This is a genomic window from Streptomyces sp. NPDC016845, from assembly GCF_044332585.1.
Lineage (GTDB): Bacteria > Actinomycetota > Actinomycetes > Streptomycetales > Streptomycetaceae > Streptomyces.
In genome coordinates this window covers 110,460-136,610 of sequence record NZ_JBIRPI010000014.1, presented here as the reverse complement: position 1 = coordinate 136,610, position 26,151 = coordinate 110,460, and the positions used below count along the sequence as shown (strand labels likewise).

Genomic DNA, 26,151 nt, shown 5'->3' with positions numbered 1-26,151 from the left:
GTCGCCATGAGCACGACGACAGTGGAACGTCCCACGCCGTCCCGGATCGTCGGGGCCCGCCGACGCAGGATCGTGGGTCTGGTCGCCATAGCCGCGGTCCTGGTGGTCGCCGTCGTGGTCTCGACAGCCGTCGGGGCACGCGCGTTGACCCCCGCCGAGGTGTGGCACGGGCTGTTCGCGTCGCCGGAGCCGGATCAGAAACTCACCGAGATCCGGCTCATCGTGCGGACCGTACGGGTGCCCCGCACCGTGCTCGCGGTCGTCGCGGGCATCGCTCTGGGGGTGGGCGGGGCGCTGATCCAGGGGTTCACCCGCAACCCGATCGCCGACACCGGGTTGCTGGGGGTGAACACCGGCGCTTCGTTCGCGGTGGTGTCGGCCATCTCCCTGCTGGGTCTCACCGACCCGTTCCAGTACGTGTGGTTCGCCTTCCTGGGCGCCGCGTTGGCCGGTGTCGTGGTGTTCGGTCTCTCGAGCATCGGCCGGGGCGCGGGCAACCCGCTGACCCTGGCACTGGCCGGCCAGGGGGTCACCGTCTTCCTCGCCGCGATGACGACGGCGGTCGCCCTCTCGGACAAGGCGGCGCTCAACGCCCTCCGGTTCTGGAACGCCGGCTCGGTCGCCGGTGTCCCGTTCGGTGTGATCTGGCCGGTCAGCGCCTTCATCCTGGTCGGCCTGGTCCTGGCCCTGGCCACCCTGCCCTCCGTCAATCTGCTGAACCTGGGCGACGACGTGGCGCGCGGCCTGGGCGTGAACATCCCGCTGATCCGGACCGTCGGGATCGTCGCCATCACCCTGCTCGCGGGTGCGGCCACGGCGGCGTGCGGGCCGATCGCGTTCCTCGGCCTCATGGTGGCGCACGTCGCCCGGTACCTGGCCGGCCCCGACTACCGGTGGCTGGTGCCCTACGCCGGTCTGCTCGGTGCGGTGGTCCTGCTGGTGTGCGACGTGGTGGGGCGTCTGGTGGTGCGTCCTGGCGAGCTCGACGCGGGGGTCCTCGTGGCGCTTCTCGGCGCCCCGTTCTTCGCGATCCTGGTGTGGCGAGGAAGGTTCAGGAGCGCATGAACGCGACAGTGCTGAAACGGTCGACTGCGCCGGGCGTACGGCTCGGCGGTGTGTCCTTCGTATGGCGGCCCAGGATGGCGCTGGTCACCCTGGTCCTGGCGGTGGCGGCGTTCTTCGTGTTCAGCGTGTCCATCGCCGTGGGGGACTTCCCGATCGGTCTGCAGCGCGTGCTCGCCACTCTCTTCGGGTACGGCGAGCGGGTGGACGAGTTCGTCATCATGGACCTGCGCCTGCCGAGGGCGCTGGCCGGTCTCGTCGTCGGCGTCGCCCTGGGGGTCTCGGGGGCGCTCACGCAGTCCATCGCCCGCAACCCCCTGGCCAGTCCGGACATCCTCGGGATCACCGGCGGCGCCACCGCCGTCGCGGTGGCCCTGGTCACGGCGTCGGGCGGGACCGCCACCGCGGTCCTCGACACCCTGGGGCTGCCCGCCGCCGCGCTCGTGGGCGGTCTCGGGACCGGGCTGCTCGTGTACTTCATGGCGTGGCGGCGCGGGATCGACGGATTCCGGCTCATCCTCATCGGCATCGCGGTGAGCGCCGTGATGCAGGCGCTCACGACGTGGCTGCTGGTCAACGCCGACATCAGGGACGTGGCCAGGGCGCAGGCGTGGCTGGTCGGCTCGCTGGACAACCGGTCGTGGGGCGAGGTCGAGGTGGCCCTGTGGGGCACCCTGATCCTCATGGTCGTCGTGGCGTGCGTGGCCTTCCAGTTCAAACCCCTGCACCTCGGTGACGACGTGGCCGCGGGGCTGGGCGTGCGGTACACGGCGGTGCGGGCGGTCCTGCTGCTGTGTGCGGTGCTTCTCGCCTCGGTGGCGGTGAGCGCCGCGGGGCCCGTCCCGTTCGTCGCGCTGGTCGCGCCCCAGGTGGCGATGCGTCTGACGAAGAGTCCGACACCGCCGCTGCTCGCCTCCGGGGCGACGGGGGCGCTTCTGCTGACCGGTTCGGACCTGGTCGCCAGGACCGTCCTGCCCATCAGCCTGCCGGTGGGTGTGGTCACGGCCGCGTTCGGCGGCCCCTTCCTGATCTATCTCCTGGTGCGGGCCAACCGCCGTTAGGTGATAGAAAGTTAGGCAAGCCTGATCGAGGGGGAGTCTTGGTCGCTCAGTACACCGCCGAGGTGAAGTCCGGGACGCAGGTCCCGCGTCTGGCAGCCAGGGGCGTCACGGTCGGGTACGGCGACCGCACCGTCATCGACGCACTGGACGTGGCCGTTCCCCCCGGAGTGGTGACCACGATCATCGGCCCCAACGGCTGCGGGAAGTCCACCCTGTTGCGGACCATGTCACGGCTGCTCAAGCCCAGCCGGGGCGCGGTCGTGCTGGACGGAGAGGATCTCGCCGGGCTCAGGACCAGGGACGTGGCCAAGAAGCTCGGCCTGTTGCCGCAGTCGCCCGTCGCACCGGAGGGGCTGACCGTGTCCGACCTCGTGGCGAGGGGCAGGCACCCGCACCAGAGCTGGCTGCGCCAGTGGTCCTCCGACGACGTGTCCGTCGTGGAGCGCGCACTGGGCATGACCGGGGTGTCCGACCTGGCCGACCGCCCCGTCGACTCCCTGTCCGGAGGGCAGCGCCAGCGCGTCTGGATCTCCATGACCCTGGCCCAGGGCACCGATCTGCTGCTGCTCGACGAACCCACCACGTATCTCGACCTGGCGCACGCCATCGATGTGCTCGACCTGATCGACGACCTGCACGAGTCGGGGTGCACGGTGGTGATGGTCCTGCACGACCTCAATCTGGCGGTCCGCTACAGCGACAACCTCGTGGTGATGAAGGACGGTGCGGTCCTGGCGCAGGGGCATCCGTGCGATGTGGTGACCGCGGAGCTGCTGTACGAGGCGTTCGGCCTTCGGGCCACGGTGATCGACGATCCGGTGGGCGACCGGCCGCTCATCGTGCCGATCGGGCGCACCCACGCGCAGGTCCCGGGCGACTGAGAACGGAATCACCTCAACTGAGGCTAGGTTTACCTTAGTTGTTCACGGTAAGGTTTGCCTGCCCTGACGTGGGGCCGTGGTGGACAGCATGACAGCAAGGGAACCCGGATGTTTCTCGATCGAACGACACGTATGCCCTGGCGGCGGCTGGCGGCGACGGTGTCCGTCACGGCCCTCGGTGTGAGCCTCCTGGCGGGGTGCGGCTCCGACTCGGACAAGGAAGAGAAGGCGGACAGCGCCGACTCCACGGTGTCCGCCGGCCGGTTCCCGGTCACCGTCGAGCACGCCTTCGGCTCCACGGAGGTCGCCGAGGCTCCCAAGCGGGTCGTGACCGTGGGCTACACGGACGATCAGACGGCCCTCGCTCTCGGCGTCAAGCCGGTCGGGATGGTCGACCAGTACCCGAACCCGGCCGGCAAGACCCCCGACATCAACACGCAGTGGCCCTGGGTGAAGGACAAGTGGGGCGACACCCGTCCCGAGGTCATCATGAAGAACGGCGACAACGGCCCCAACTACGAGAAGATCGCCGCCCTGCGCCCCGACCTGATCATCGCGGTCTACTCCGAGGTCGACAAGGCCGCCTACGACAAGCTCTCCAAGATCGCCCCGACGGTGGGCCGCACCAAGACCGAGAAGGTGCCCTTCAGCGCCCCGTGGCAGGACAACGCCCTGCAGATCGCCAAGGCGCTCGGCCAGGCCGACGAGGGCGCCAAGATGGTCCAGGGAGTGAAGGACAAGCTGGCCGAGGTCAAGAAGGCGCACCCGGAGTTCGCCAAGGAGACCGCCGTGGCGCTGTCCTGGTACAAGGACGCGGTCAACCCCTTCACCACCACGGACGTGCGGGGCCAGCTCCTGTCGGGGATGGGCTTCAAGGGGCAGAAGGAGATCGACAAGGTGGCGGGTGACCAGTTCTCCGTCGCGCTCTCCCCGGAGCGCATGGACCTCGTCGACGTCGACCGCGTGTTCGTCATCAACGACAAGGCGGACACGAAGGCGCTGAAGGACTTCGACCTCTTCGCCAACCTGAACGTCGTCAAGAAGGACAAGGTGTCCTACCTCCTCGACAGTGAGGGACCGGCCGCGGGCGCGGCGATGTCCCAGGCCACGCTGGCCTCCCTGCCGTACGCCATCGACCAGCTCGTCGAGTCGGTCGGCCGGGTGTGAGCACCGCTCCGACGCGCGTCGCCCCGGCAGTCCTGCGTACGACGACGGGGCGCGAGGCGGCAAGGTGGGTCCTGGCGCGCTGCCGCGAGACTCCCTGGCTGGCGGCGGCCACCGTGTTCACCACGGTGGCCGGGGCGGCGCTGCAGATGCTTCCGGTGCTCCTGCTCGGCCGGGTGGTCGACGGAGTGGTCGGGAACGAGCCGCGCTCGTCCCTGGTCGGGATCGGGGTGGTGATGGTGGCCGCCGCGCTGCTCAGCGCGGTGGCCACCGTGGCCTCGACCCATCTGATCGGCCGGCTCGGCGCCGACCTCCTCGCGCACCTGCGAGAGGCCGCCGTCCGGGCCGTCCTCGGAATGCCCAGCGCCCGGATCGAACAGGTGGGCCGCGGCGATGTGCTCTCCCGGGTCGGCGACGACGTGGCGGTCCTGTCCAGGGGTATCCGCTCCGCCGTCCCCACGATCTTCTCGGCCGGGGTCCTGGTCGCGGTCGCCACCGTCGGCATGTTCGGGCTCGACTGGCGACTCGGTCTCGCGGGAGCCTGCGCGCTGCCCGCCTACGCGTTGGCCCTGCGCTGGTATCTCCCCAGGTCGGCGCCGCTCTACCGGAAACAGCGGGCGGCCCAGGCCGACCGCGCCCAGGCGATGATCAGCGGCCTGAACGGTATCGACACGGTGCGGGCCTATCGCCTGGAGAGCTCCTTCCGTGACAGGGTCGACGACGACTCGCGGCGCGTGCGGGATCTCGGCATCGACGTCTTCCGGCTGTTCGGCCGGTTCGTCGGCCGGGAGAACCGCGCCGAGTTCATCGGTCTGGTGCTGATCCTGGTGGTCGGCTTCGTCCTGCTGAGGACGGGGTCCGCGACCCTCGGCGACGTGTCCGCGGCGCCCTTGGCCTTCCACCGCCTGTTCACGCCGCTGGGCGCCATCATGTTCACCTTCGACGAGGCGCAGAAGTCGGGCGCGAGCCTGACGCGGCTCGTCGGGGTACTGGACGAGCCCACGGCGGAGCGGCTGTTGGACGACGCGGCGGCGACGCCGGACGCCGGCTCGGGTGATCCGGGTGGCTCCTACCCGGTGACGGTGCGAGGGCTCACGTTCACCTACCCCGGCGCCGGGGAACCGGTCGTGCGCGACGTCGATCTGTCGATTCCGGCGGGGGGCTCTCTGGCCCTGGTCGGAGCGACGGGCGCCGGCAAGACCACCTTGGCGGCGTTGATCGCCGGTATCGGGACCCCGCAGGCGGGGTCGGTGCGCATCGGGTCCACCGACCTCTCCGGTCTGGAGGAGGCGCGGGCGCGGCGGCTGGTGCACGTCCTGACCCAGGAGACGCACGTGTTCTCCGGGCCGCTCGCCGACGACCTGAGGCTCGCCGCGCCGGAGGCGACGGACGCCGAGCTCATGGACGCGCTGCGGACGGTGGGCGCACACCAATGGGTCGAGGACCTGCCGGACGGTCTGTACACCGCGGTGGGGGAGGGCGGTGAGCGCCTGGACGGAACCAAGGTCGCGCATGTCGCCCTGGCCCGCCTGGTGTTGGGCCGGGCGCCGGTGGTGGTGCTCGACGAGTCGACGGCGGAGGCGGGCAGTGAGGGGGCGGCCGAGCTGGAGCGGGCCGTCCTGGCCGCGTGTGCGGGTCGGACCACGTTGTTCGTGGCGCATCGGCTGACCCAGGCGATGGCGGCCGACCGGATCGCCGTGCTCGATGCCGGACGCGTCGTCGAACAGGGCACGCACGAGCAGTTGGTGGCGCAGGGCGGCCGCTACGCGCAGTTCTGGCGAGCCTGGCGAGACGGTAGTTAGGTAAGCCTAACTTAGGCTAGGTTTACCTTCGTGCCTACGAAGGGTGTTGAGTCTTCGATGATGGAACCGAGCGCTCGTCTCGTGTGGATCTCTCCCGCGCGCCTGGCCGACGTACGCCGACGCGCCGGCGACCACTCCGATGCGACCATTGCCACGGCGTGTGCCGTCGGCCTGGCGTACTGGGCGAGGGGCGAGGGGTCCGACAGCATCGATCTCGCCCCGGAGACCTTGTTCACGGACGTGCTGGCCCGGATGGGCAACGGCGGTGGCGCACCGCGTGGTTGGGCGGTCGGTGAATCCGCCGAGGGCGACGCGCGCGGTGTGTCCATCACCGTCCCGGAAGGTGTCGATCTTTCCGAGGCGCAGCGCACGCTGAACGACCTGGCGGACTTCCCGGACCGGCCCGTCTCCACCATCGCGCCGTCCGGCGTCGCGGAGCGGCTCGAAGCCCTCGCGCGGTGGAACGACACCGACGCCGACCGCTGTCGGCCGACGATCATGGAGATGTTCCGCGAGCAGGCGCGGCGCAGGCCGGACGCGGTCGCCGTAGTCGACGACCACCACACGCTGACGTACCGCCAGGTCGCCGAGAAGTCGGCCCAGTTGGCGCACCACCTGCTCGAACGCGGACTCGCCGCCGAGCAGGTGGTGGGCATCTCCCTCAGCCGCTCCGCCGACATGGTGATCGGGCTGCTCGCCGTGGTCCAGGCGGGCGGCGCGTTCGTGCCGCTCGACCCGCAGTGGCCCGCCGCGCGACGCGCCGTCGTGATCGAGGACGCCGCGGTGGTGGTGCAGCTCAACAGCACAGGGGAGCACGACCCCGCGGAACCGGACGCGCTCGCCGTCGATCTGGACGACTGGCGGTACGGGGCCCACGCGGCCGACTGCCCCGACATCACCGTCCACGGCGACTCCCTGGCCTACGTCATCTTCACGTCCGGTTCCACCGGCCGCCCCAAGGGCGCGATGATCCGGCACGCCGCGATCAGCGAGCGTCTGGTGTGGCAGGTCGACGAGATCCTGGGCTTCGGCACCGACGACGCCTCCCTCTTCAAGGCCCCGCTCTCCTTCGACATATCCATCAACGAAATCTTCCTGCCGCTGGTCTGCGGCGCCCGTCTGGTGGTTCTCCGCCCCGGCGGCGAACGGGACCCGCATCACCTGCTCAGCGTGATCGCCGAACAGCGGGTCACCTTCACGTATCTCGTCTCGTCCATGCTGGACGTGCTCCTGGAGATGGCCGGCGACTCCGGGCGCCTGGACAGCCTGCGCCACGTGTGGTGCGGCGGCGAGGTCCTCACCCCCGAGCTGTACGAGCGCTTCCGTACCCGGCTCGACGACGTCCCGCTCTACCACGGTTACGGACCGGCCGAGACCACGATCGGCATCTCCCACGTCATCTACCGGGGTGCGGCGGAGCGCCTGTCGACCTCGATCGGCAAGGCCAATCCCAACACCCAGCTCTACGTACTCGACGAAGAACTGCGCCCGGTCCCCGTCGGCGTCGGCGGCGAGCTCTACGCGGGCGGTCTCCTGCTCGGCCGCGGATACGCGGGCGCGGCCGGACTGACCGCGTCCCGCTTCGTCGCCAACCCCTTCGCGAACGACGGGTCACGGCTCTACCGGACCGGCGACCTCGCCCGCTTCGCCCCGGACGGCTCCCTCGACTTCCTCGGCCGGGCCGACAACCAGGTCAAGATCCGCGGCATGCGGCTCGAACTGGAGGACGTCGAGGCGGGCCTCGCCGAACACCCCGGCGTCCGGCACACCTGCGTCGTCACCAAGAAGAACAGCGCCGGCGGCACCTACCTCGTGGGCTACGTCATCCCGGCCGCGGGCAGCGAGAGCCTGAAAGCCGACGAGGTCAGGGCATGGGCCACCGAGCACATGGTGGAGTACATGGTCCCCGCCCATGTCGTCGTGGTGCGCGAGTTCCCCCTCACCGCGAACGGCAAGGTGGACCGGCGCGCCCTGCCCGAGCCGGAGACCGCCACCGGCCCCTTCGTCCCGCCGTCCACCGACGACGAGCGCACGGTGTGCGCGGCCGTCGCGTCGGTGCTGCGCCTCGAGGAAGTCGGCGTCGACCAGGACTTCTTCCAGCTCGGCGGGGACAGCATCCTCGCGATCTCGCTGCTCAGCGTGCTGCGCGAGGCGGGCCTCTACGTCACGGCGGGGCAGATCTTCGCCCACAGCGTCCTGGGCGCACTCGCGGCGGTCGCCAGCCGTGAGGACACGGCACACGTGGACCACGCCGACGTCCCCACCGGCTCCGTCACCGGTTCCCCGGTGCTTCAGTGGCTCGGCCGGACCACCGACACGATCGACGGCTTCGTGCAGTCCGTCGTGCTCAACACCCCGGCGGACCTCACCGCCGAGACCCTCGACGCCGTACTCACCTCCGTCGTGGCCCGGCACGACATGCTGCGCGCCCGACTCGTGCGCGGCGAGCGCTGGAGCTTCGACGTGCCGGAGGCCGACGCGGCCACGGCCGACTGGCAGGAGAGCGACGAGCCGCTCGACGCCTGTGCGGCGCTGGCCGCCGAAGGGCTGAACCCGGACGAGGGCGTGATGCTGCGGGCCGTCTGGCGGCCCGCGGCACGCCAGCTGGTGCTTGTCGCCCACCATGTGGTCATCGACGGAGTGTCGTGGCGCGTGATCATGGAGGACCTGGCCACGGCATGGCGCCGGTGCGCGGCCGGCGCGACCGTCGAACTCCCCGCCGTGGGCACCTCGTTCCGCCGCTGGACGCAGTTGCTGGAGAGCGCGGCGTTCGACGAGGACCGTGCGTACTACGAGCGTCCCCTGCCGGGGCCCGACGCGCCGCTGGGCCGGCGGCCCCTGTCCGAGGGCGACACCGTCGAACGGGAGCGGCAGCGTACCTTCACCGTCGGCTCACGCCTCACCGGCGCACTGCTGGGCGAGGTCCCGGCGAAGTTCCACGCCGGTGTCAACGACGTCCTGCTGACAGCGCTCGCCGTCTCCCTGGCCCGCCTGCGCCGGGACCGCGGTGACGACCAGACGTTCGCGCACATCGAGCTGGAGGGGCACGGGCGCGAAGGCCGCCATGTCGCGGCCGCCACCGGTGTCGAGCCCGAACTGTCGCGCACCGTCGGCTGGTTCACCACGCTCTTCCCGGTCACTGTGGACCCCGGAACGACCCGCGACTTCACGGCCCCCGCCTACCTCGCCGCCGCACTCAAGGCGGTCAAGGAGGACCTCGCCGAGGTCCCGGGCAACGGCCTCTCCTACGGCGCCCTGACATTCCTGTCGGACGCCGCCTTCACCGCCCCCGCACCCCAGGTGCTGTTCAACTACCTGGGCCGGTTCGACGCGGGCGCGCCCGGGGACTGGCAGCTCTCCGGCACCACCGGTCAGCTGGGCGAGAAGCGGGATCCGCGGATGCGCCTCGTGCGCGCCCTGGAGTTCAACGCGATCGCCGAACCCGCGGCGGACGGCGAGTACGAACTGGTCACCACCGTCTCCTGGCCCGACGGGCTGTTCCACGACGAGGACGTGGACAAGCTCGGCGCGTACTTCCAGGCGGCGCTCGCCGGACTCGCCGCGCTCGACGAGGGCGGTCATTCGCCCAGTGACTTCCCGCTGGTACGCCTGGCCCAGGCCGACGTGGACGCCCTGGACAGCCCCGTACTGCGCGACGTCCTGCCCCTGACCCCGCTCCAGGAGGGCCTCTACTTCCACTCGGTGTTCGACGAGGACTCCGCGGGCAGCTACGTCGAGCAGCAACTGCTGACTCTGGACGGGGACCTCGACGCAGGCCGGCTGGAGGCCGCGGCGACCCGCCTGCTCGCCCTCTACCCGAACCTGGCGGCATGCTTCACCGCTCTCGCCGACGGCCGCGTCGTGTCCGTCCTGGAGAACGGTGCGAAGGCGCCGTTCACCACAATCGACCGCCCCGGCATCACCGAGGCGGAGATCCGTGACCACGCCGAGCGCGACCGCCACACCGGCTTCGACCTCGCCACCGGACCGCTGATGCGGTTCACGCTGTTCCGCGACTCCGACTCGGGCCGGAACACCCTGGTGCAGACCGTCCACCACATCATCGCCGACGGCTGGTCCGTCCCCGCGATGCTCCGCACGCTGCTCGCCGAGTACCACGCGCCGGGCACCGTCCACCCGGTGGGCGGCTTCGCGGACTACGTGGACTGGCTCGCCGCGCGCGACGCCGACGAGAGCGACCGGGTGTGGCGCGCCGAACTCGCCGAGCTGTCCGGCCCCTCGCTGGTGGCCAAGGGGCACACGCCGTCCGGCCGGTTCGCCGACACCTCGACGGAGCCCGAGGGCGATCTCGACGCCGCCGTCCGGGCCGCCGGAACCACCCTGAGCGTGGCCGTGCACAGTGCGTGGGCGCTGACGCTGGGCGGCATCCTGCACTCCGACGACGTGGTGTTCGGCTCCACCGTCTCCGGCCGCGACGCGGACGTCCCCGGCATCGGCGACATGGTCGGCCTGTTCATCAACACGGTCCCCCTGCGGGCCCGGTTCGGCGCCGGCACCACAGCGCGGACGCTGCTGTCCTCGGTACGTGCCCACCAGGCCGCGGTCCTGCCGCACCAGCACGTCTCGCTGGCCCGGATCGGCCGCCAGGCCGCGGTCGGCTCGTTGTTCGACACCCTGGTCGTGTTCGACGTGGCCACGGACATCGCCGCGCTGCGACGGCCCGGCGACACCCTGTTCGTCACCGGCCTCGTCAACGAGGGCGCTCCGCACTACCCGTTGACCCTGGTCGTGGAGCGGTCCCTCGACGGGCGCCCGCGCTTCAACCTCATCTACGACGAGGAGCTGCTCAAGGAGCGGGGCGCACAGGACATCCTCCGCGGGTTCACGCACACGCTCGCCGCCCTCCTGGAGAGCCCCGACCGGCCCGTCGGCGAACTCGTACCGAGCGAGAACCGGAGCCCGGCCCCGGTCGTCCCGGCCACGCTCGGCGACCTGTTCGACGCCGCGGCACGCCGCGACCCGGCGGCCACCGCCCTCACCCAATGCGCCCTCGACGGCACCACCCGGTCCCTGACCTACGGTGAACTGGCCGGTGCCAAGGACCAGTTGGCGGCGTCCCTGCGCGCGGCCGGGGTGCGCCCCGGGAAGCGGGTGGCCGTCGCGGTGCCCCGCACCGTCGAGCAGGTCGTGGCCCTCGTCGCCATCGTCAGCGCGGGCGGCGCGTACGTGCCTCTGGACACGGCCTACCCGGACGAGCGTCTCGCCTACGTCCTCCAGGACGCCGCCCCGCAGGTCGTCCTGGTCGCCCCCGACCAGCGCGAGCGTTTCACGGCCCTCCTCGACCGGGCCTCGGTCGCGGCGCGTGTCCTCGTACAAGGTGAGGAACCGCCCGGCGGCGGCGCCGACACGGCCGCCGGACAGGTGGGGTGGCACGACCCCGCGTACGTGATCTACACGTCCGGATCGACGGGCAGGCCCAAGGGCGTCGTGGTCCCGCACTCCAGCGTGGTGACGCTGCTCGCCAACACGCGGCCGGACATGGACTTCGGCCCCGACGACGTCTGGGTCCAGTTCCACTCCTACTCCTTCGACTTCGCCGTCTGGGAGCTGTGGGGCGCTCTGGTGCACGGCGGCGAACTCCTTGTGCCGGACTACGGACTGACGCGTTCCCCGGTGGACTTCCACCGCCTGGTCCGCGAGCGCGGAGTCACCGTCCTCAACCAGACCCCCTCGGCCTTCTACCAGTTCATCGAGGCCGACCGGCGCGCCGACGAGCCCCTCACCGCCCTGCGCCGCGTCATCTTCGGCGGCGAAGCGCTGGACCTCGGCCGGCTGCGGGACTGGATCGGACGGTACGGCACCGCGTCGCCCGAGCTGGTCAACATGTACGGCATCACCGAGACCACCGTCCATGTGACCCATCGCGTGCTGACCGACGACGACTTCCGCTCCGACGATGCCGATGTCAGCCCCATCGGCGGCCCGGTCCCGGGCCTGGTCACCCATCTGCTCGACGACCGGCTGCGGCCGGTCCCGCCCGGACAGGTGGGCGCCATCTACGTGGCGGGCGACCAGGTCACCCTCGGCTATCTGGGGCGGCCGGGCCTGACCGCGGGCCGCTTCGTGGCGAACCCGTTCGCGGACGACGGTTCCCGCATGTACCACACGGGCGACCTCGCCCGCCGCACGCTCGACGGCGAGCTGCAGTTCACCGGCCGCGCCGACGACCAGGTACAGCTCAAGGGTTTCCGCATCGAACCCGGCGAGGTCGAGTCCGCGCTCCGCGACCTCGACGGTGTGGTCGACGCGGCCGTCACCGTCGCCGACAGCGGGGACCACCTGGTCGCACACGTCGTGGGGCGCGTGCCGGCAGACCTTTCCGATGTCCTCGCCGCGAGGTTGCCCGTGCACATGGTGCCCGGACGGGTCCTGACGGTGGACGCCCTGCCCCTGACCGTCAACGGCAAGCTCGACCGCAAGGCGCTGATCGCGCGTGCCGCACAGGACGGCACTGCGGAGACCGGCGCCGGCGCGGTCTCCGATTCCGCACTCACGTCGCTGATCGCCATCTTCGCCGAGACGCTGCACCACCCGGAGGCGGAGGGCGACACCGACTTCTTCGCGGCCGGCGGCGACAGCATCATCGCCATCACCGTGGTCAACAGGGCCAGGGCTCTCGGACTGCCGATCGCTCCCCGCGACGTGTTCCTGAGCAAGACGCCCCGGGCCCTCGCCGAACTCCTAGGCGCCCGCGCGCCGCAGTCCGCGCCGGCCCGGCCGTCCGATACCGCACCTCGCGAGGACGGTCCCGTGCCGCCCACGCCGATCATCCTGCGCCAGCGTGAACTGGGCGGCTCCCTCGCCCGGTTCGCCCAGGCCCGGACCCTGCGACCGGCCGAGGGCACCACGCTCGCCGACATCGAACGCGCCGCGAGCGCGGTACTGGCCGCCCACCCCGCCCTGCGCCTGCGCCTCGACACCCGGCACGGCGTGTGGACTCTGCGGACCGAACCCGCCCACCCGGCCACCGTCGTCGAGGCAGACACCACCGACGCCTCCGCAGCGGCGAACGAGGCCGCCGGGCACCTCGACCCCGGATCCGGGAACGTCGTCGCGTTCACGTGGCTCGAGCGCAGCAACACGCTGGTGATCATCGTGCACCACATCGCTGTCGATGCCGTCTCCTGGCTGATCATCCTGGACGACATCGCCGCCGCGCTGCGCGGGGAGGCGCTCGCACCGGCGACGACGTCCTACGCCGAGTACGCCGAGGCGCTCACGCTGCGGGCCGCAGCCGACATCGAGGATGTCGGACGCTGGATCGACGTGCTTCAGGCGCCCGCGCTGCTCACCACCGTCGGCGCACCGCGCGACATCACCGTCGTGCTGCCCCCCGACGTCAGCGACCAGCTGACGCGCACCGCGCCCACCGCGCTGGGAGTCGCCCTGACCGAGCTGCTGTGCGGGGCACTGCGCACCGCCCTGACCGAGATCCAGGACGTGCCCGCCGACCTCGCGATCGAGCTCGAACGGCACGGCCGAACCCCGGCATCGGGGCACCACGACTACACCCGTACGGTCGGCTGGTTCACCGCCATCGCGCCTGTGCGGCTCACCGCGCACACCGACCCCGTCGCGGCGGCCCGCGAGCTCGCCGAGCGCCAGCCGGACGAGGCCGGACACGCCGCCTACGGCCGACTTCGCTACCTCAACCCGCAGACGGCGCCGCTGCTCACCGCCCGCCCGCAGGTGCTGTTCAACTACCTCGGCCGGGGCAGTGAGTCAGAGGCACTGCACATCACCGGCGGGGACCAGGGCAGCCCGTACGCCGTCGAGGTCAACGCCTGGACGGACGCCGTCACGGGAAGCGTGCACGCCACGTTCACCCTGGCGGAGGACGTTCCCGAGGAGATCACCAGGCACTGGCTGCACGCCCTGGAGGGCATGGCGCGGGCCGCGGTGACCGCCGAGCGCACGGCACCGGTCACACCGCTCCAGCGGGGCCTGTACTTCCAGGCCCAAATGGCGGGTTCGGCCGGCCATTACGTGGCGCAGAACTACTTCACCTTCGACCGGCGCCTGGACACGGCCGCGCTGGAGGAGGCCATGGCCTCCGTGATCGCCCGGCACCCTGTCGTCGGCGCGGGCTTCGCCACGGACGACGACGGCAATCCGGTCCAGGTCCTCAAGCCGGGCCGCCGGGTCCCCGTCCGCACGGTCGAACTCCGCGCCGAAGCGGAGGTGGACGCCCTGCGTGTCCGGGACCGTACGACCGCATTCGACCTGGACGACGCACCGCTGATCCGGCTCACCGTGGTCAGGCTTCCCGACGGCGGCGACGGTCTGCTCCTCAGCCATCATCTGCTGCTGTGGGACGGCTGGTCCCGCGAGATCGTGCTGCGCGACCTGTTCGCCGCCTACGAGGCTGTCGTCGCCGGCGAACGGCCCGGCACCGAGCCGGCCGAGCCCCGCTTCGAGGACCACGCCCGCGCGCTCGCCCAGCGGGACCAGGCCGTCTCGGAACGCTTCTGGGCCGAGCACCTGTCCAAACTCACGAGCCCGACGCTCCTGGCCGGACCGGCACCGACCCTCTCGGCGGACCTTCCGCCCGCGCTCGTCCACACCCTGACCGCCGAGCAGTCCGAACTGCTCCGGAAGGCGGCCAAGGCGCACGGCGTCACCCTGAACTCCGTCCTGACGGGCGCGTTCGGCCTGCTTCTCGGAGGCCACACAGGGCGCAGCGACGCGGTGTTCGGCGTGACGGTCTCCGGACGTGACGGCGAGGGGCTGTCCGACATGGTCGGAGTGCTGCTCAACACCGTGCCCATGTGGACGCGGGCCAGGCCGGAGGAGACCGTACGGGACTACCTGTCCGCCGTGCAGACGAGCCGCGTCGCGGCCATGGAGCACGAGCACCTGGGGCTCGGCGAGATCCAGCGTGCCAGCGGCCACGACGTCCTGTTCGACAACCTCTTCGTGCTCCAGAACTTCCTGGACATGGACGCCTTCGCCGAGATGAACGCACGGCACGGCATCACCGAGGTGAAGGCCGACGACTCCACCCACTATCCGTACACCTGGGTCGTCACGCCCGGCGAGCGCCTGACAGTCAAGCTTGAGCACCGCCACGGCGACAGCGACAGCGCCCGTAGCCTCCTCGACGATTACGTGCGCGTACTGGAGGACCTCGCGCGGGCGAGCGGACCCGTGGGCGCGCTGCCGGGCCTCGGCCCGGTTCCGGAGCCCGGCGTCCGTACGGACATCGGCACCGACACCGTGGTCGACCGCTTCGACCTGGCGGCGGACCGCTCCCCGGACCGCACCGCCCTGGTCGCGCACGGCAGGAGCATGACCTTCGCACAACTGCGGGACCGCAGCCGTGAGCTGGCGGGCGTGCTCGCCGGACGGGGGATCGGCCCCGAACGGACCGTGGCCCTCGCGATCCCGCGCTCGCTGGACTCGATCGTGGCGCTGTTCGCCGTGCTGCGCACCGGAGCCGCGTACGTGCCGCTCGAGCTGGACCACCCGGACGAGCGCATAGCCTCGATCGTGGCCGACTCCCGCCCGGACGTGATCCTCACCGTCAGCTCCGTGTCCCCGCGCCTTGGCGGCGACCTCATCGAACTCGACCGCCCGCTCCCGGCGGCGGAGCCGTGCGTCTCGTTCGCGCCGGACGACCCGCGGCGGCTGCGCCGTCCCGCGTACACGATCTACACGTCCGGCTCCACCGGAAAGCCCAAGGGTGTGGTGACCGAGTACGCGGGCCTCACCAACATGCTGATCAACCACCAGCGCCGTATCTTCGCTCCGGTCCTCGCCGACCACGGCGACCGGGTCTTCCGGATCGCGCACACCGTGTCGTTCGCCTTCGACATGTCGTGGGAGGAGCTGTTGTGGCTCGCCGACGGCCATGAGGTGCACATCTGCGACGAGGAGCTGCGACGCGACGCGCCCGGCCTGGTCGACTACTGCCGCGACCACGGGATCGACGTCATCAACGTCACCCCGACGTACGCCCAGCAGCTGGTGGCCGAGGGCCTGCTCGACAACCCGGACCGGCGCCCCGCCCTGGTTCTCCTCGGAGGGGAGGCGGTCACCCCGGGCCTGTGGCAGCGGCTCGACCGGACCGAGGGGACCGTGGGGTACAACCTCTACGGACCCACCGAGTACACCATCAACACCCTGGGCGTCGGCACGTTCGAGTGCGAGGACCCCGTGGTGGGCGTGGCCATCGACAACACCGACGTGTACGTGCTCGACCCGTGGCTGCGGCCTCTGCCGGACGGAGCCCCCGGCGAGCTGTACGTCTCCGGCGTGGGCATCGCCAGGGGCTACCTCGGCCAGTCGGCCCAGACGGCGCACCGGTTCGTGGCGTCCCCGTTCGGCGCCCCCGGCGAGCGCATGTACCGCACCGGCGACCTCGTCATCCGGCGCCCCGACGGAAACCTGATGTACCTGGGCCGCACGGATCAGCAGGTCAAGATCCGCGGACACCGGGTCGAACTGGGCGAGGTGGAAGCCGCGTTCGCCGCGCACCCCGCCGTACGGTTCACCGCCGCGGTGGCCCAGCCCGACCCCCAGGTCGACGGCGCCCACCGGCTGGCCGCCTACCTGGTGCTCGACGACGGTAACCTGGCGTCGATCGCGGCAGAGGTCGGCGCGGGGCTGCCCGACTTCCTGCGGCCGACGCACTACGCCCAGGTGGACAGCATCCCGCTCACGGTGAACGGAAAGGCCGACACCAAGGCGCTGCCCGAACCCAAGCCGCTGGGGGCGCTGACCACTTCGGGCGAGCGCGGCCCGGAGACCGAGACGGAGACCGTGGTCTGCGAGTTCTTCGCGGAGACCCTGGACCTGGACGACGACGAGGTGAGCGCGATGGGTGATTTCCTGTCCCTCGGGGGACACTCCATGCTGGCCGTGCGCCTGGTCGGACTTCTGCGCCGGGAGTACGGTCCCGTGATCACCATCCGTGATCTGTACACCCTGCGAACCCCGGAAGCGATTGCTCGGCACATCGATGACAACTCCTGACGTTCAGAGATCCCGCCGCCCGGGGTCCGACATCCTGCGGACGGCCGTCCGCCGCAACATCGGCGCCATGGCCTGGGGCACCGTCCTCATGGGCCTCTACCAGGCCGGTGAGACCGCCTTTCCGATCGCGCTCGGCCAGATCGTCGAGCGCACCATGAAGGACGGCAGCACACTGTCGCTCCCGCTGGCGATCGGCGCCCTGGCCGTGATCATCACGGTCGTGTCGCTCTCCTGGCGCTTCGGCATGCGCATTCTGCAGAAGGCCAACACGACCGAGGCGCACCGCTGGAGGGTGCAGGTCGCGGCCTGCGGCCTCCAGCCCGTGGCCAGGGACTCCGGCCTGAAATCCGGCGAGGTGCTCACCATCGCCACCGAGGACGCCGACCAGACCGCCGACATCGTCGAAGTGGTGCCCCTGCTGATCAGCTCCATGGTCTCGGTGCTTGTCGCGGCGGTGGCGCTGAGCATGGCGAGCCTGCGGCTCGGCCTCCTTGTCATGGCCGGGGCCGTGGCCATCCTCGCGGTCCTGAGCGTGATGTCCAGGCGGATCGGCACCAGCACCAAGGAGCAGCAGGCCAGGGTGGCGCGCGCGGGTGCGAAGGTCGCCGACCTGATCACAGGGCTGCGTCCGCTGCACGGCTTCGGCGGCAACTACGCGGCGTTCCGTTCCTACCGGAAGGTCAGTACGGAGGCGAAGGAGCAGGCGGTCACGGTCGCCCGGGTGAACGGGGCCTACGCGGGCACCGCGCTGGCGCTGAACGGGATCCTCGCGGTCTCGGTGAGCCTGATGGCCGGCTGGCTGGCCTTCGACAAGCAGATCAGCATCGGCGAGCTCGTCATGGCCGTGGGTCTGGCGCAGTTCATCATGGAGCCGCTCAAACTGTTCTCGGACATGCCGAAGTACGTGATGATGGCGCGCGCGTCGGCGGAGCGGATGGCCCTGGTCCTCTCGGCCCCGCCGATGGCGGACCCGGGCTCGGAGCGGCCGACGCCGGCCGGCGACCTGGACATCGACGGTGTCCGGTACGGAACGCTGCAGGGGGTCAAGCTCCGGGTGTCGGCCGGTGAGTTCGTCGCCATCGCGGCCTACCAGCCCCGGGCGGCGGCCGAGCTCGCGTCGATCCTGGCTCTGGCGGTTCCCCCGGACGCCTACGAGGGAGTGGTACGCGTCGGGGACCGGCCGCTCTCGGAGTTGTCGGTCGCGTCGGCCCGCGAGCACATCCTGGTGAACCCCTTCGACGGGGAGATCTTCGCCGGCACGCTGCGTTCGAACATCGATCCGCTGGGGACGAGTCGCATGCTTGCCGAGGCGGTCGAGGCGTCTCTGCTGACCGATGTGGTGGCCCTGCACCGGGAGGGACTCGACTACGAGGTCCGTGACCGCGGTTCGAACCTGTCCGGGGGGCAGCGCCAGCGGCTGTCCCTGGCGCGTGCTCTCGCCGCGGACTCGGAGGTCCTCGTGCTGCGGGATCCGACGACGGCGGTGGACGCGGTCACCGAACAGCTGGTGGCGCGCAACATCGCGACGCTGCGCAGGGACCGCACCACCGTCGTGATCACCAGCAGCCCCGCTCTGCTTGACGCGGCCGACCGCGTGCTCGTCCTCGACGACGGTGTGGTCAAGGCCGAGGGCACGCACCGGCAGCTGCTGACCATGGACCGGGACTATTCCCTGGCGGTGACCAGGTGACCAGGTGACGTGAGGAGAAGGTGCCCCGGGACGCAGCCGCTCGGCTGCGTCCCGGGGCACCTCCCTGCGTTCGTCAGGCCAGTGCCCAGGCCACGTCCGTGAGCAGGGCCTGCCGCCAGCCCGCCCGGTCGTGCGCCGACGCCGACCGCGAGACCCGTACGGTCGCACCGGACTCCTCGACGAGCGATTCCACCAGCTCGCAGTGGGGACGCATACGGGTCTCGTGCTCGCCCAGGTCGAACGCGATCCGCAGACCTGGTGGGGCGGGGTGTTCGCGCAGGCGTGCCGCGATGGCGCCGCCCACCTGTCCGGCCAGGGGATCCGGCAGGTCCGCAGCGCTCGGGGACCACCAGAAGGACCCCGACTGGCAGGCGACGCGGGACACCAGGTCCGGGTACTCCAACGCGGCGTACACGGCGCTCAGGCCACCGAGACTCTGCCCGGCGACCACCAAACCGTCCGTCTCCGCCGGGACTTCGCTGTCCACGACGAGGGGGAGCAGTTCGTCGCGCACCGCCTCCCACAGGTCCGGGCGGCAGCCGAACTCCGCCGCCCGGTCCTTGGCCGGTACGAAGACCAATGTGGCCGGCGGCATCTCCCCGGCGGCGGCCGCCGCGTCGAAGGCGGCCATGGCGGGGTGCAGGTGCAGCCAGTCGTCCCCGTCGAGCAGCAGGACCACGGGCCCGCCGCCGGCGACCGGATGGAGGCGCACGGTGCGGCGCCCGCCGAGCCGTTCGCTGGTCCAGCGGATACGGGTGCGGGGCAGCGGCAGCACGTCGTCCGCGCCGACGACCGGCCAGTGCGGCTGCGGGGGAGCGTCCGGGGTGGCGACGATGGACTGTTCACCGCCGGTCCCGGCCGGGTTGAACGGGTCGGGGTGCGTCAGTTCGCCCGTACGGAACCGATAGGTCACCCGGAGCCGGGCCGGCATCGGCACCTCGGCGTACCAGCAGTCCGTGTCGCCCCACCGGACCAGCGGCACGGGGTCGGGCCAGTTCTCGAACTCGACCACCGCCGGGCTGCCGCGCCACAGGAACAGGGTGACCCAGCCGCCGTCCCCGGAGGGCACCGATGCGGGGGCCGCCGCGCCCGCCCAGAACTCTTCGCCGCCGGGCGTCGCGGTCAGGCCGAACCCGGTGAACGGGCCGTCGGCCAGGCCCTGTTCGCGTCCAGGCATGATGAGGGCTCCTTGTGGGGGAGAGGGGGAGACGTTAAGGTCTGGGTTTAGGCGAGCCTAACCTAACTGGTCAAGGGGTTCGCCGGTCGACGTCCTTCTCGCGCGACCCGAAACCCAGCCCCCTTGGGCCCAAGGAGGAACCCGCACATGAGCACCAACCCGTTCGACGACGCCGACGGCCGTTTCCTGGTCCTGGTGAACGACGAGGGCCAGCACTCCCTCTGGCCGTCCTTCGCGGAGGTGCCCGGCGGCTGGACGGTCGCCCTGGCGGAGACCACACGGGACGCCTGCCTGGAGTACGTCGAGACCAACTGGACGGATCTGCGCCCCCGTTCCCTCGCGGCCTCCGCCGACGCCTGATCCGGCCGCCCATGCTGTGCTCACGGCTGACGAACGCTCACATCGTCACGATGGACCCGGACCGCCCGACCGCCCGCGACATGGGGATCTGGCGGGGGCGCATCGTGGGACTCGACGAAGCCGTGACCGCTCTCCCCGCCCGCGAAGTCATCGATCTGCAGGGCGCGACGGTCCTGCCGGGCTTCATCGACAGCCATGTCCATCTCGCGTGGGCGGGGCTCGGACAACTGGCCCGCAGCGTCACTTCGTGCGAACGCGTCGAAGACGTTCTGGCAGTCGTCGCCGAGGCGGTCTCCGGTACGGACGGACCCGGCGACTGGGTCGACGTGATGGGCTACGACCAGCGAGCCCTCGGGCGCCATGTGACCAGCGCCGAGCTGGACACCGTCGCCCGCGGGCGCAAGGTGTTCCTCCTGCACGCCTCCGGGCACGGATGCGTCGTCAGCTCCGCCGTCCTGGACCTCCTGCCCGCCGATGTCCCGCACCACGACGGATTCCTGGCCGAGCGGGCCATGGAGCGGGCGCGTAAGCTGCGGCTCCCCTTCGCGCAGACCGAGATCGCCGACGCCGTCGAGCGAGCGGCCCGTACCTGTCTCGGTGCAGGCGTGACCGCCGTCGCCGAAGCAGGCATCGGCGGCGGCCTGCTCGGCCACAGCCCGGTCGAGCTCGGCGCCTACCAACTGCTGCGAGACCAGGGAAGGCTGCCGCTGCGCGTGCAGCTCATGGCGGCCGGTGACACCCTGCGCCCGCTCGCCGCCCACCGGGACGACGGACTCCCCCGCTCCCTGGATCTGGGGATGCGCACCGGCTTCGGCGACGAGTGGCTCTCGCTGGGGGCGCTCAAGATTTACACCGACGGCGGGATGATGGCCCGGACCGCCGCCCTCACCGCTCCGTACGCCGGGACGGACAACACCGGCGAACTGCAGGACGACCCGGAAATCCTGACCCGGCTCATCGTGGACGGGCATCTCTCCGGCTGGCAGCTCGCCGTCCACGCCATCGGCGACCGCGCGGCCGACCTCGCGCTCGACGCCCTGGAGCGGGCCCAGCGCCTGCGGCCCCGCAGCGACGCGCGGCACAGGATCGAGCACGCCGGGCTGATCCGGCCCGACCAACTTCCGCGCATGGCACGCCTCGGCGTCAGCGCGGTCGTCCAGCCGACCTTCCTGTACTCCTTCGGGGACGACTACGCGCGGGTGATGGGCGCCGGGCGAGCGGACTGGCTGTACCGGGGCCGGGCGTTCCTGGAGCACGGGGTGCCCCTCGTGGGGAGTTCGGACCTGCCCGTCACGGACGGGGCGCCGCTGCGCGCCGTCCAGTTCATGGTCGAGCGCGCCTCCGCCTCGGGGCGCACGGTCGGAGCGGACGAGGCGGTCACCGTCGAGGAGGCGCTGCGCGCCTACACGGTGGCCGGGGCGTACGCCTGCCGGTGGGAGGACGGTGCGGGCAGCCTGACCCCGGGAAAGCGGGCCGACTTCGTCGTGCTCGGCGACGACCCCCGGCGCGTCCCGCCCTCGCGCATCAGCGGCATCGAGGTCGTGGCGACCTTCGTGGACGGAACCGAAGCGACGAAAGCGGGAAAGCTGTGAGTGCGGAGACGGACGTCGCCGAGTGCGTCGCCGAGTTGCGGGAAGAGCCCGGGACCCCGTCGCGCTGGGTGATCTGGCACATGTCCGCGGACGAGGTCGTCGTCTTCGACCGACGGCTGAACATCCCGTTCGACGTGGACGAGAAGGTTCTCGGGGACGTGCTGCGCCGCCTGCGCGAGGCGGGAACCCCCGAGACCGACGCCTATCCCGGCCGCCCCTGCGGGTGACGGCCGAACGGTCGACCTGACCGTCCGGCCGGAACTGTCTGAGGAAGGAATGTCTTGACCACCGCTACGCTGCCCGCCGCCTTACCGGCGCATGCCCCGGCCGTCGAGCGCTGCGGGGCTTCCGCGTTCTCCGTGAGGCCGGCGCAGAACGGTGACGCCCCCGCGCTGGCCGCGCTCTCCCGGCCGTTCGTGCGGACGGGAGCACTCCGCGAACGTCCCGTCTCCCTCTACCTGGCGAGGGCATGCGACTTTCTCGTTGCCCAGGCGCCCGACGGGGACCTCGAGGGATGTCTCGCGGCGAGGGAGCACGCCTCGGTCGGCGTGCTCTACAACTTCTGCGTCGCCGAGCACCGTCAGGGTTCGGGCATGGGAGGCAGTCTGTTGCAAGCCGCGTTCGCCCGGGCCCGCAGCCGTGCCCTGACCATGTTGTTCACCGCGACGACCGGCAGCGGCCGGCTCTTCCTCGACCACGGCTTCCACCCGGTCGACCCGGGTCTGGCCCCGGCAGCCTGGACCCGGACCCTGGATCCCGACCGCAACGCGCTCATTCTGGCCCGCGCCTGTCAGCCGTAGCGCACCTGGCGGCGTCCAGCGCACCGGAGGCGACCACGACCGGCCGTCCTCGTCCCACACCGTGCCGTTCACACCTCCGACGAGGGCCGGCGGGGGAGTGCCGTGGTCGTCCCTCATCACCGCACGCCGGCGGCTGGCCGGTGAAAGGGGACCGTCGTCGCTCAGGCGGCCTCCTCCGTGTTCCGCGTCGCTGGCTACTTGTCAGGGACGACCGTGGTGCCGGGACCGTCTTCGTCGAAGACGCCACGCAGCAAGGCGTGCGGAACGCGACCGTCTATGACGTGCGCGCGGCCGACGCCCGCCCGGACGGCCCGCAGACAGCCCTCCATCTTGGGGAGCATGCCGCTGGTCAACTCCGGTAACAGCGCGTCCAGTTCGTCCGCGGTCAGCCGATCGATGATTCCGGTGCTGTGCGGCCAGTCCGCGTACACGCCCTCGACGTCGGTCATGACGACCAGCCGTTCCGCCCCCAGCGCCACAGCGAGCGCCGACGCGGCGAGGTCGGCGTTGACGTTGTAGACCTGGCCGTCCTCGCCCCGTGCGACGGGCGAGATCACAGGGATGCGGCCCTGTTCCAGCAATGCGTCGATCGTGGCGGCCTCCACCGCGACCACGTCCCCGACCAGGCCGATGTCCACAGCGCGGCCGTCCACCAGGGCGGAGCGCCGGACGGCGGTCATCGTGTGCGCGTCCTCGCCCGACAGGCCCACGGCGAAGGGCCCGTGGACGTTGATGGCCCCGACCAGTTCGCGCTGGACCCGGCCGGTGAGCACCATGCGGACGACGTCCATCGTCTCCGGCGTGGTCACCCGAAGCCCTGCCTCGAAGCGCACCTCCAGACCGAGCCGGTCGAGCAGGGCGCTGATCTGCGGCCCTCCGCCGTGCACGACGACGGGACGGAGCCCCGCCTGCCACAGCTCCACCACGTCCTGCGCGAACGTCCGGTGCAGCGACGGGTCCACCATGGCGTTGCCGCCGAACTTGATGACGACCACGCTGCCCTGCAGCTCCTCGGCCCAGGGCAGGTCCCGGGCGGCAGGCGCCACGGCCGCGTCCGGCTCCTGTGTTCTCTCCATTCCCGCCCCGTTCATGAGCTGTACGCGCTGTTCTCGTGGGCGTACTCGGCCGTCAGGTCGTTGGTCCACATGCCCGCTGCCGCGTCGCCGGAGCGCAGGCCGGCGGTGTCCGTGATCCGGCGGTCCGGCAGATCGGCCTCCTTGGAGGCGCCCTCGGCGTCCGCCACCAGTCGCCGGGCCAAGTCCTGGCAGACGGCGTGCACGGGTCGGGCGAAGATCTCGACCTCGGGGTGAGCGTCGAGCGGGCGGAGCAACTCTGCGCCCGCGTAGCCACCGGCTCCGGCCACCGCGACCCGTACGGTCATGTGTTTCCAATCTCCCCGGGATCAACCGCAGTTAGCGTAGCCTAACCTAATCCGCGGGGGGTGCCGATGGCGTCACGCGATGCGCCGAGTCGCGGGCGGTGCCGGACGTGCAACGGCCCTGACTGGTCGGGGAGACCAGCCAGGGCCGTACGAAGAGTGGCGCGGAGGGCGGTCGCCTGGGCGGCCGTCGTGGGGGGAACCGGCAGCACGGACGGGGTGGCTGCGGTATCAGTCGTCGAAGTCGGTGGAGCGGATGAGCTTGTCCCAGGAGCTCAGTTCGGTACGGGCGTGATCGAGGTGCTCGGTGATCGCGTCCGCGGCGTCGTTGCCGAGCGGCAGCCGCAGCGGCGGCTCGTCCGCGTCCAGAGCGGTGAGGATGGCGGCGGCGGCCTTGGCCGGGTCCCCGGGTTCGGCGCCACTGCCTCCCGGCAGCCCGGAAAGAACGGGGCCGACGGTGTCCTGGTAGGTGTCCGGGCCCGCGGAGGGGCGCAGGGCGGCGGCGTCGGCGAAGCCGGTGCGGAACGCCCCGGGCTCCACGATCAGCACCCGGATACCGTACGGTGCGACCTCGGCGGCCAGGGCCTCGGAGAGCCCTTCGAGGGCGAACTTGGTGGCGCAGTAGGCGCCGACTCCGGCGAAGGCGAACCGGCCCCCCATGCTGGTGAGTTGCACGATGGCGCCCGACTCCCGGCGGCGCATGTGCGGCAGCGCGGCCCGGGTGAGCGCGGCCGGGCCGAAGAAGTGCACGTCCATCAGGGACCGCAGCTCGTCGTCGGTACTGTTCTCGACCGCCCCGACCATGCCTCGTCCGGCGTTGTTGACCAGGACGTCGATCCGGCCGTGCCGGGCTGCCACGCCGTCGACCGCGGCCTGGGCGGCCGCGATGTCGGTGACGTCCAGCGACAACGTCTCGACCTGGTCCGGGTGCGCGGCGACCAGATCGTCGAGCGGCGCGGTGCGACGGGAGGCGGCGACCACTATGTCACCGGCGGCGACGGCCGCTTCGGTGATCGCCCGCCCGAACCCGCTGCTCGCTCCGGTGACCAGCCATACCTTGTTCATGTTCGTCTCCTCGTGCGCTGCCGGGTGATGCGCGGTCCTCGTCGGTCCGTCTGTGCGAACCAGCTTGCTTTATACGTCAGTTGCTCGTCCAAGACCCACTGTGATAGCCGATGGTTATGGACGTTCATGGACGGGATCTGCGGTACTTCGCCGCAGTGGCCGAGGAACTGCACTTCACGCGCGCGGCCGAGCGGCTCTACGTCTCGCAGCCCGCGTTGAGCAAGCAGATCCGGATGCTGGAGAAGCAGGTGGGGGCCGCGTTGTTCGAGCGCGACCGGCGCGATGTGCGCCTGAGCGCGGTCGGCACGGCACTGCTGCCGCATGCCCGGAGGATCCTCGCCGAGTGGGAGGCGGCCCAGGAGGCAGTCGCCAGGGCCGTCGCCGATCAGGCGGCCGGCCTCGTGGTGGGGATGAGCACCAGCCCGGGACGTGGGGGTGTGCTGCCGGCGATCCGCTCCCGCTTCACCGCCGCGCGCCCCGACGCCCGTCTCGCCATGCGCCACGTCTCCTGGCACGACGCGACCGCCGGGCTCGCCGACAACGCCTGCGACGCGGCATTCATCTGGCTTCCGCTGCCTGATGCGGACCGCTACCGGTGGGTGGTGGTCGCCGAGGAACCCCGCCTGGTCGCCCTGCCCGCCGGCCATCCCCTCGCCGACCGGGAAGTCGTTCACTTCAGCGACCTGCTGGACGAACCGTTCCTCGCCCTGCCCGACGCCGCCGGACCGCTGCGCGACTACTGGCTCGCCACCGACGCCCGCGGTGGGAAGTCCGCGCGCGTCGGTGCGGAGGTGGCAAGCACCGAGGAAACCTACGAAGCGCTGGTCGCGAACCTCGGCGTAGTTCTCCTGGCCGCCGGGAACGCCCCGCTGATCACACTCGGCGGGGTCGTCACCCGTCCGGTACAGGGCGTCTCGCCCAGCCGCTTCGCTCTGGCCTGGCGCGCGGACGACCACCGCCCGCTCGTGCAGGAGTACGTACGCGCATGCGAACTGGCGACCGGAGCAACGCGCCCGCGGCCGTGAACGCGCGGCCGGTGGCGGCCACTCCTCGTGCGGCCCGTACGCCTCCACTCCGGCGCCCCGACAAATCGGCGGACGCCCCGCCGCTCACTCCTGCTTCGG

General features: G+C 71.5%; 15 protein-coding genes and 1 pseudogene. 12 read left to right on the top strand and 4 right to left on the bottom strand.

Annotation, left to right across the window (positions count from 1 at the left end):
• The first annotated feature begins 6 nt into the window (after nucleotides 1-6).
• The 7 genes from ACH4RC_RS28455 to ACH4RC_RS28425 all read left to right on the top strand — a co-directional run bounded on the left by ACH4RC_RS28455 (nucleotide 7) and on the right by ACH4RC_RS28425 (nucleotide 18,655).
• The gene (locus ACH4RC_RS28455; RefSeq protein WP_398205968.1) at nucleotides 7-1,065 is read left to right on the top strand and encodes a FecCD family ABC transporter permease; all 1,059 of its coding nucleotides are present in this window, start codon (nucleotides 7-9) and stop codon (nucleotides 1,063-1,065) included.
• On the top strand, nucleotides 1,062-2,123 hold the full coding sequence (locus tag ACH4RC_RS28450) for a FecCD family ABC transporter permease (protein WP_398205967.1): 1,062 nt from the start codon (nucleotides 1,062-1,064) through the stop codon (nucleotides 2,121-2,123). The genes ACH4RC_RS28455 and ACH4RC_RS28450 overlap by 4 nt, the downstream gene beginning before the upstream one ends.
• Nucleotides 2,124-2,161: 38 nt before the next feature.
• The gene (locus tag ACH4RC_RS28445) at nucleotides 2,162-3,004 is read left to right on the top strand and encodes an ABC transporter ATP-binding protein (RefSeq protein ID WP_398205965.1); all 843 of its coding nucleotides are present in this window, start codon (nucleotides 2,162-2,164) and stop codon (nucleotides 3,002-3,004) included.
• A gap of 108 nt (nucleotides 3,005-3,112) precedes the next feature.
• Nucleotides 3,113-4,171, top strand: a complete 1,059-nt coding sequence (locus ACH4RC_RS28440; RefSeq protein ID WP_398205963.1) for an ABC transporter substrate-binding protein — start codon at nucleotides 3,113-3,115, stop codon at nucleotides 4,169-4,171.
• The gene (locus tag ACH4RC_RS28435) at nucleotides 4,168-5,970 is read left to right on the top strand and encodes an ABC transporter ATP-binding protein (protein WP_398205961.1); all 1,803 of its coding nucleotides are present in this window, start codon (nucleotides 4,168-4,170) and stop codon (nucleotides 5,968-5,970) included. The genes ACH4RC_RS28440 and ACH4RC_RS28435 overlap by 4 nt, the downstream gene beginning before the upstream one ends.
• A gap of 57 nt (nucleotides 5,971-6,027) precedes the next feature.
• Nucleotides 6,028-16,965 carry an amino acid adenylation domain-containing protein gene (locus tag ACH4RC_RS28430; protein WP_398205959.1) on the top strand — a complete coding sequence of 3,646 codons (10,938 nt, stop codon included), beginning with the start codon at nucleotides 6,028-6,030 and terminating at the stop codon, nucleotides 16,963-16,965.
• Complete coding sequence (locus ACH4RC_RS28425) at nucleotides 16,952-18,655, top strand: ABC transporter ATP-binding protein (protein ID WP_398205957.1); 1,704 nt, start codon at nucleotides 16,952-16,954, stop codon at nucleotides 18,653-18,655. Before ACH4RC_RS28430 ends, ACH4RC_RS28425 begins: the two co-directional genes overlap by 14 nt.
• Nucleotides 18,656-18,728: 73 nt before the next feature.
• Here the strand turns inward: ACH4RC_RS28425 and ACH4RC_RS28420 are convergent, their stop codons facing one another.
• Nucleotides 18,729-19,832, bottom strand: a complete 1,104-nt coding sequence (locus ACH4RC_RS28420; protein ID WP_398205955.1) for an alpha/beta hydrolase-fold protein — start codon at nucleotides 19,830-19,832, stop codon at nucleotides 18,729-18,731.
• Between the two features lie 147 nt (nucleotides 19,833-19,979).
• Here ACH4RC_RS28420 and ACH4RC_RS28415 point away from each other — a divergent pair, with 147 nt between their 5' ends.
• The 4 genes from ACH4RC_RS28415 to ACH4RC_RS28400 are packed head-to-tail and all read left to right on the top strand — an operon-like array spanning nucleotide 19,980 to nucleotide 22,584.
• Nucleotides 19,980-20,192: an MbtH family protein gene (locus ACH4RC_RS28415; protein ID WP_398205954.1), complete on the top strand. Its 213-nt coding sequence runs from the start codon at nucleotides 19,980-19,982 to the stop codon at nucleotides 20,190-20,192.
• An 11-nt stretch (nucleotides 20,193-20,203) separates the two neighbouring features.
• On the top strand, nucleotides 20,204-21,784 hold the full coding sequence (locus ACH4RC_RS28410) for an amidohydrolase (protein ID WP_398205953.1): 1,581 nt from the start codon (nucleotides 20,204-20,206) through the stop codon (nucleotides 21,782-21,784).
• Nucleotides 21,781-22,011, top strand: coding sequence for a hypothetical protein (locus ACH4RC_RS28405; RefSeq protein ID WP_398205951.1), 231 nt, complete (start codon nucleotides 21,781-21,783; stop codon nucleotides 22,009-22,011). Before ACH4RC_RS28410 ends, ACH4RC_RS28405 begins: the two co-directional genes overlap by 4 nt.
• A 54-nt stretch (nucleotides 22,012-22,065) precedes the next feature.
• Nucleotides 22,066-22,584, top strand: a complete 519-nt coding sequence (locus tag ACH4RC_RS28400; protein WP_398205949.1) for a GNAT family N-acetyltransferase — start codon at nucleotides 22,066-22,068, stop codon at nucleotides 22,582-22,584.
• A 194-nt stretch (nucleotides 22,585-22,778) separates the two neighbouring features.
• On the opposite strand, the gene argB is transcribed toward ACH4RC_RS28400, so the two are convergent.
• The 3 genes and pseudogenes from argB to ACH4RC_RS28385 all read right to left on the bottom strand — a co-directional run bounded on the left by argB (nucleotide 22,779) and on the right by ACH4RC_RS28385 (nucleotide 25,027).
• On the bottom strand, nucleotides 22,779-23,660 hold the full coding sequence (gene argB, locus ACH4RC_RS28395) for an acetylglutamate kinase (protein ID WP_398205947.1): 882 nt from the start codon (nucleotides 23,658-23,660) through the stop codon (nucleotides 22,779-22,781).
• A gap of 194 nt (nucleotides 23,661-23,854) precedes the next feature.
• Nucleotides 23,855-23,965, bottom strand: a pseudogene (locus ACH4RC_RS28390) (N-acetyl-gamma-glutamyl-phosphate reductase); the annotation flags it as partial.
• 228 nt (nucleotides 23,966-24,193) lie between these two features.
• Complete coding sequence (locus ACH4RC_RS28385; RefSeq protein WP_398205945.1) at nucleotides 24,194-25,027, bottom strand: oxidoreductase; 834 nt, start codon at nucleotides 25,025-25,027, stop codon at nucleotides 24,194-24,196.
• A gap of 110 nt (nucleotides 25,028-25,137) precedes the next feature.
• Here ACH4RC_RS28385 and ACH4RC_RS28380 point away from each other — a divergent pair, with 110 nt between their 5' ends.
• Complete coding sequence (locus ACH4RC_RS28380) at nucleotides 25,138-26,052, top strand: LysR family transcriptional regulator (protein ID WP_398205944.1); 915 nt, start codon at nucleotides 25,138-25,140, stop codon at nucleotides 26,050-26,052.
• The last annotated feature ends 99 nt before the right edge of the window (nucleotides 26,053-26,151 follow it).

What these genes read in the sequence shown, in the direction of transcription:
- ACH4RC_RS28455 (WP_398205968.1), top strand. Translation starts at nt 7, where the DNA reads ATGAGCACGACGACAGTGGAACGTCCCACGCCGTCCCGGATCGTCGGG.
- ACH4RC_RS28450 (WP_398205967.1), top strand. Translation starts at nt 1,062, where the DNA reads ATGAACGCGACAGTGCTGAAACGGTCGACTGCGCCGGGCGTACGGCTC.
- ACH4RC_RS28440 (WP_398205963.1), top strand. Translation starts at nt 3,113, where the DNA reads ATGTTTCTCGATCGAACGACACGTATGCCCTGGCGGCGGCTGGCGGCG.
- ACH4RC_RS28430 (WP_398205959.1), top strand. Translation starts at nt 6,028, where the DNA reads ATGATGGAACCGAGCGCTCGTCTCGTGTGGATCTCTCCCGCGCGCCTG.
- ACH4RC_RS28425 (WP_398205957.1), top strand. Translation starts at nt 16,952, where the DNA reads ATGACAACTCCTGACGTTCAGAGATCCCGCCGCCCGGGGTCCGACATC.
- ACH4RC_RS28420 (WP_398205955.1), bottom strand. Translation starts at nt 19,832, where the DNA reads ATGCCTGGACGCGAACAGGGCCTGGCCGACGGCCCGTTCACCGGGTTC.
- ACH4RC_RS28415 (WP_398205954.1), top strand. Translation starts at nt 19,980, where the DNA reads ATGAGCACCAACCCGTTCGACGACGCCGACGGCCGTTTCCTGGTCCTG.
- ACH4RC_RS28410 (WP_398205953.1), top strand. Translation starts at nt 20,204, where the DNA reads ATGCTGTGCTCACGGCTGACGAACGCTCACATCGTCACGATGGACCCG.
- argB (WP_398205947.1), bottom strand. Translation starts at nt 23,660, where the DNA reads ATGGAGAGAACACAGGAGCCGGACGCGGCCGTGGCGCCTGCCGCCCGG.
- ACH4RC_RS28385 (WP_398205945.1), bottom strand. Translation starts at nt 25,027, where the DNA reads ATGAACAAGGTATGGCTGGTCACCGGAGCGAGCAGCGGGTTCGGGCGG.
- ACH4RC_RS28380 (WP_398205944.1), top strand. Translation starts at nt 25,138, where the DNA reads ATGGTTATGGACGTTCATGGACGGGATCTGCGGTACTTCGCCGCAGTG.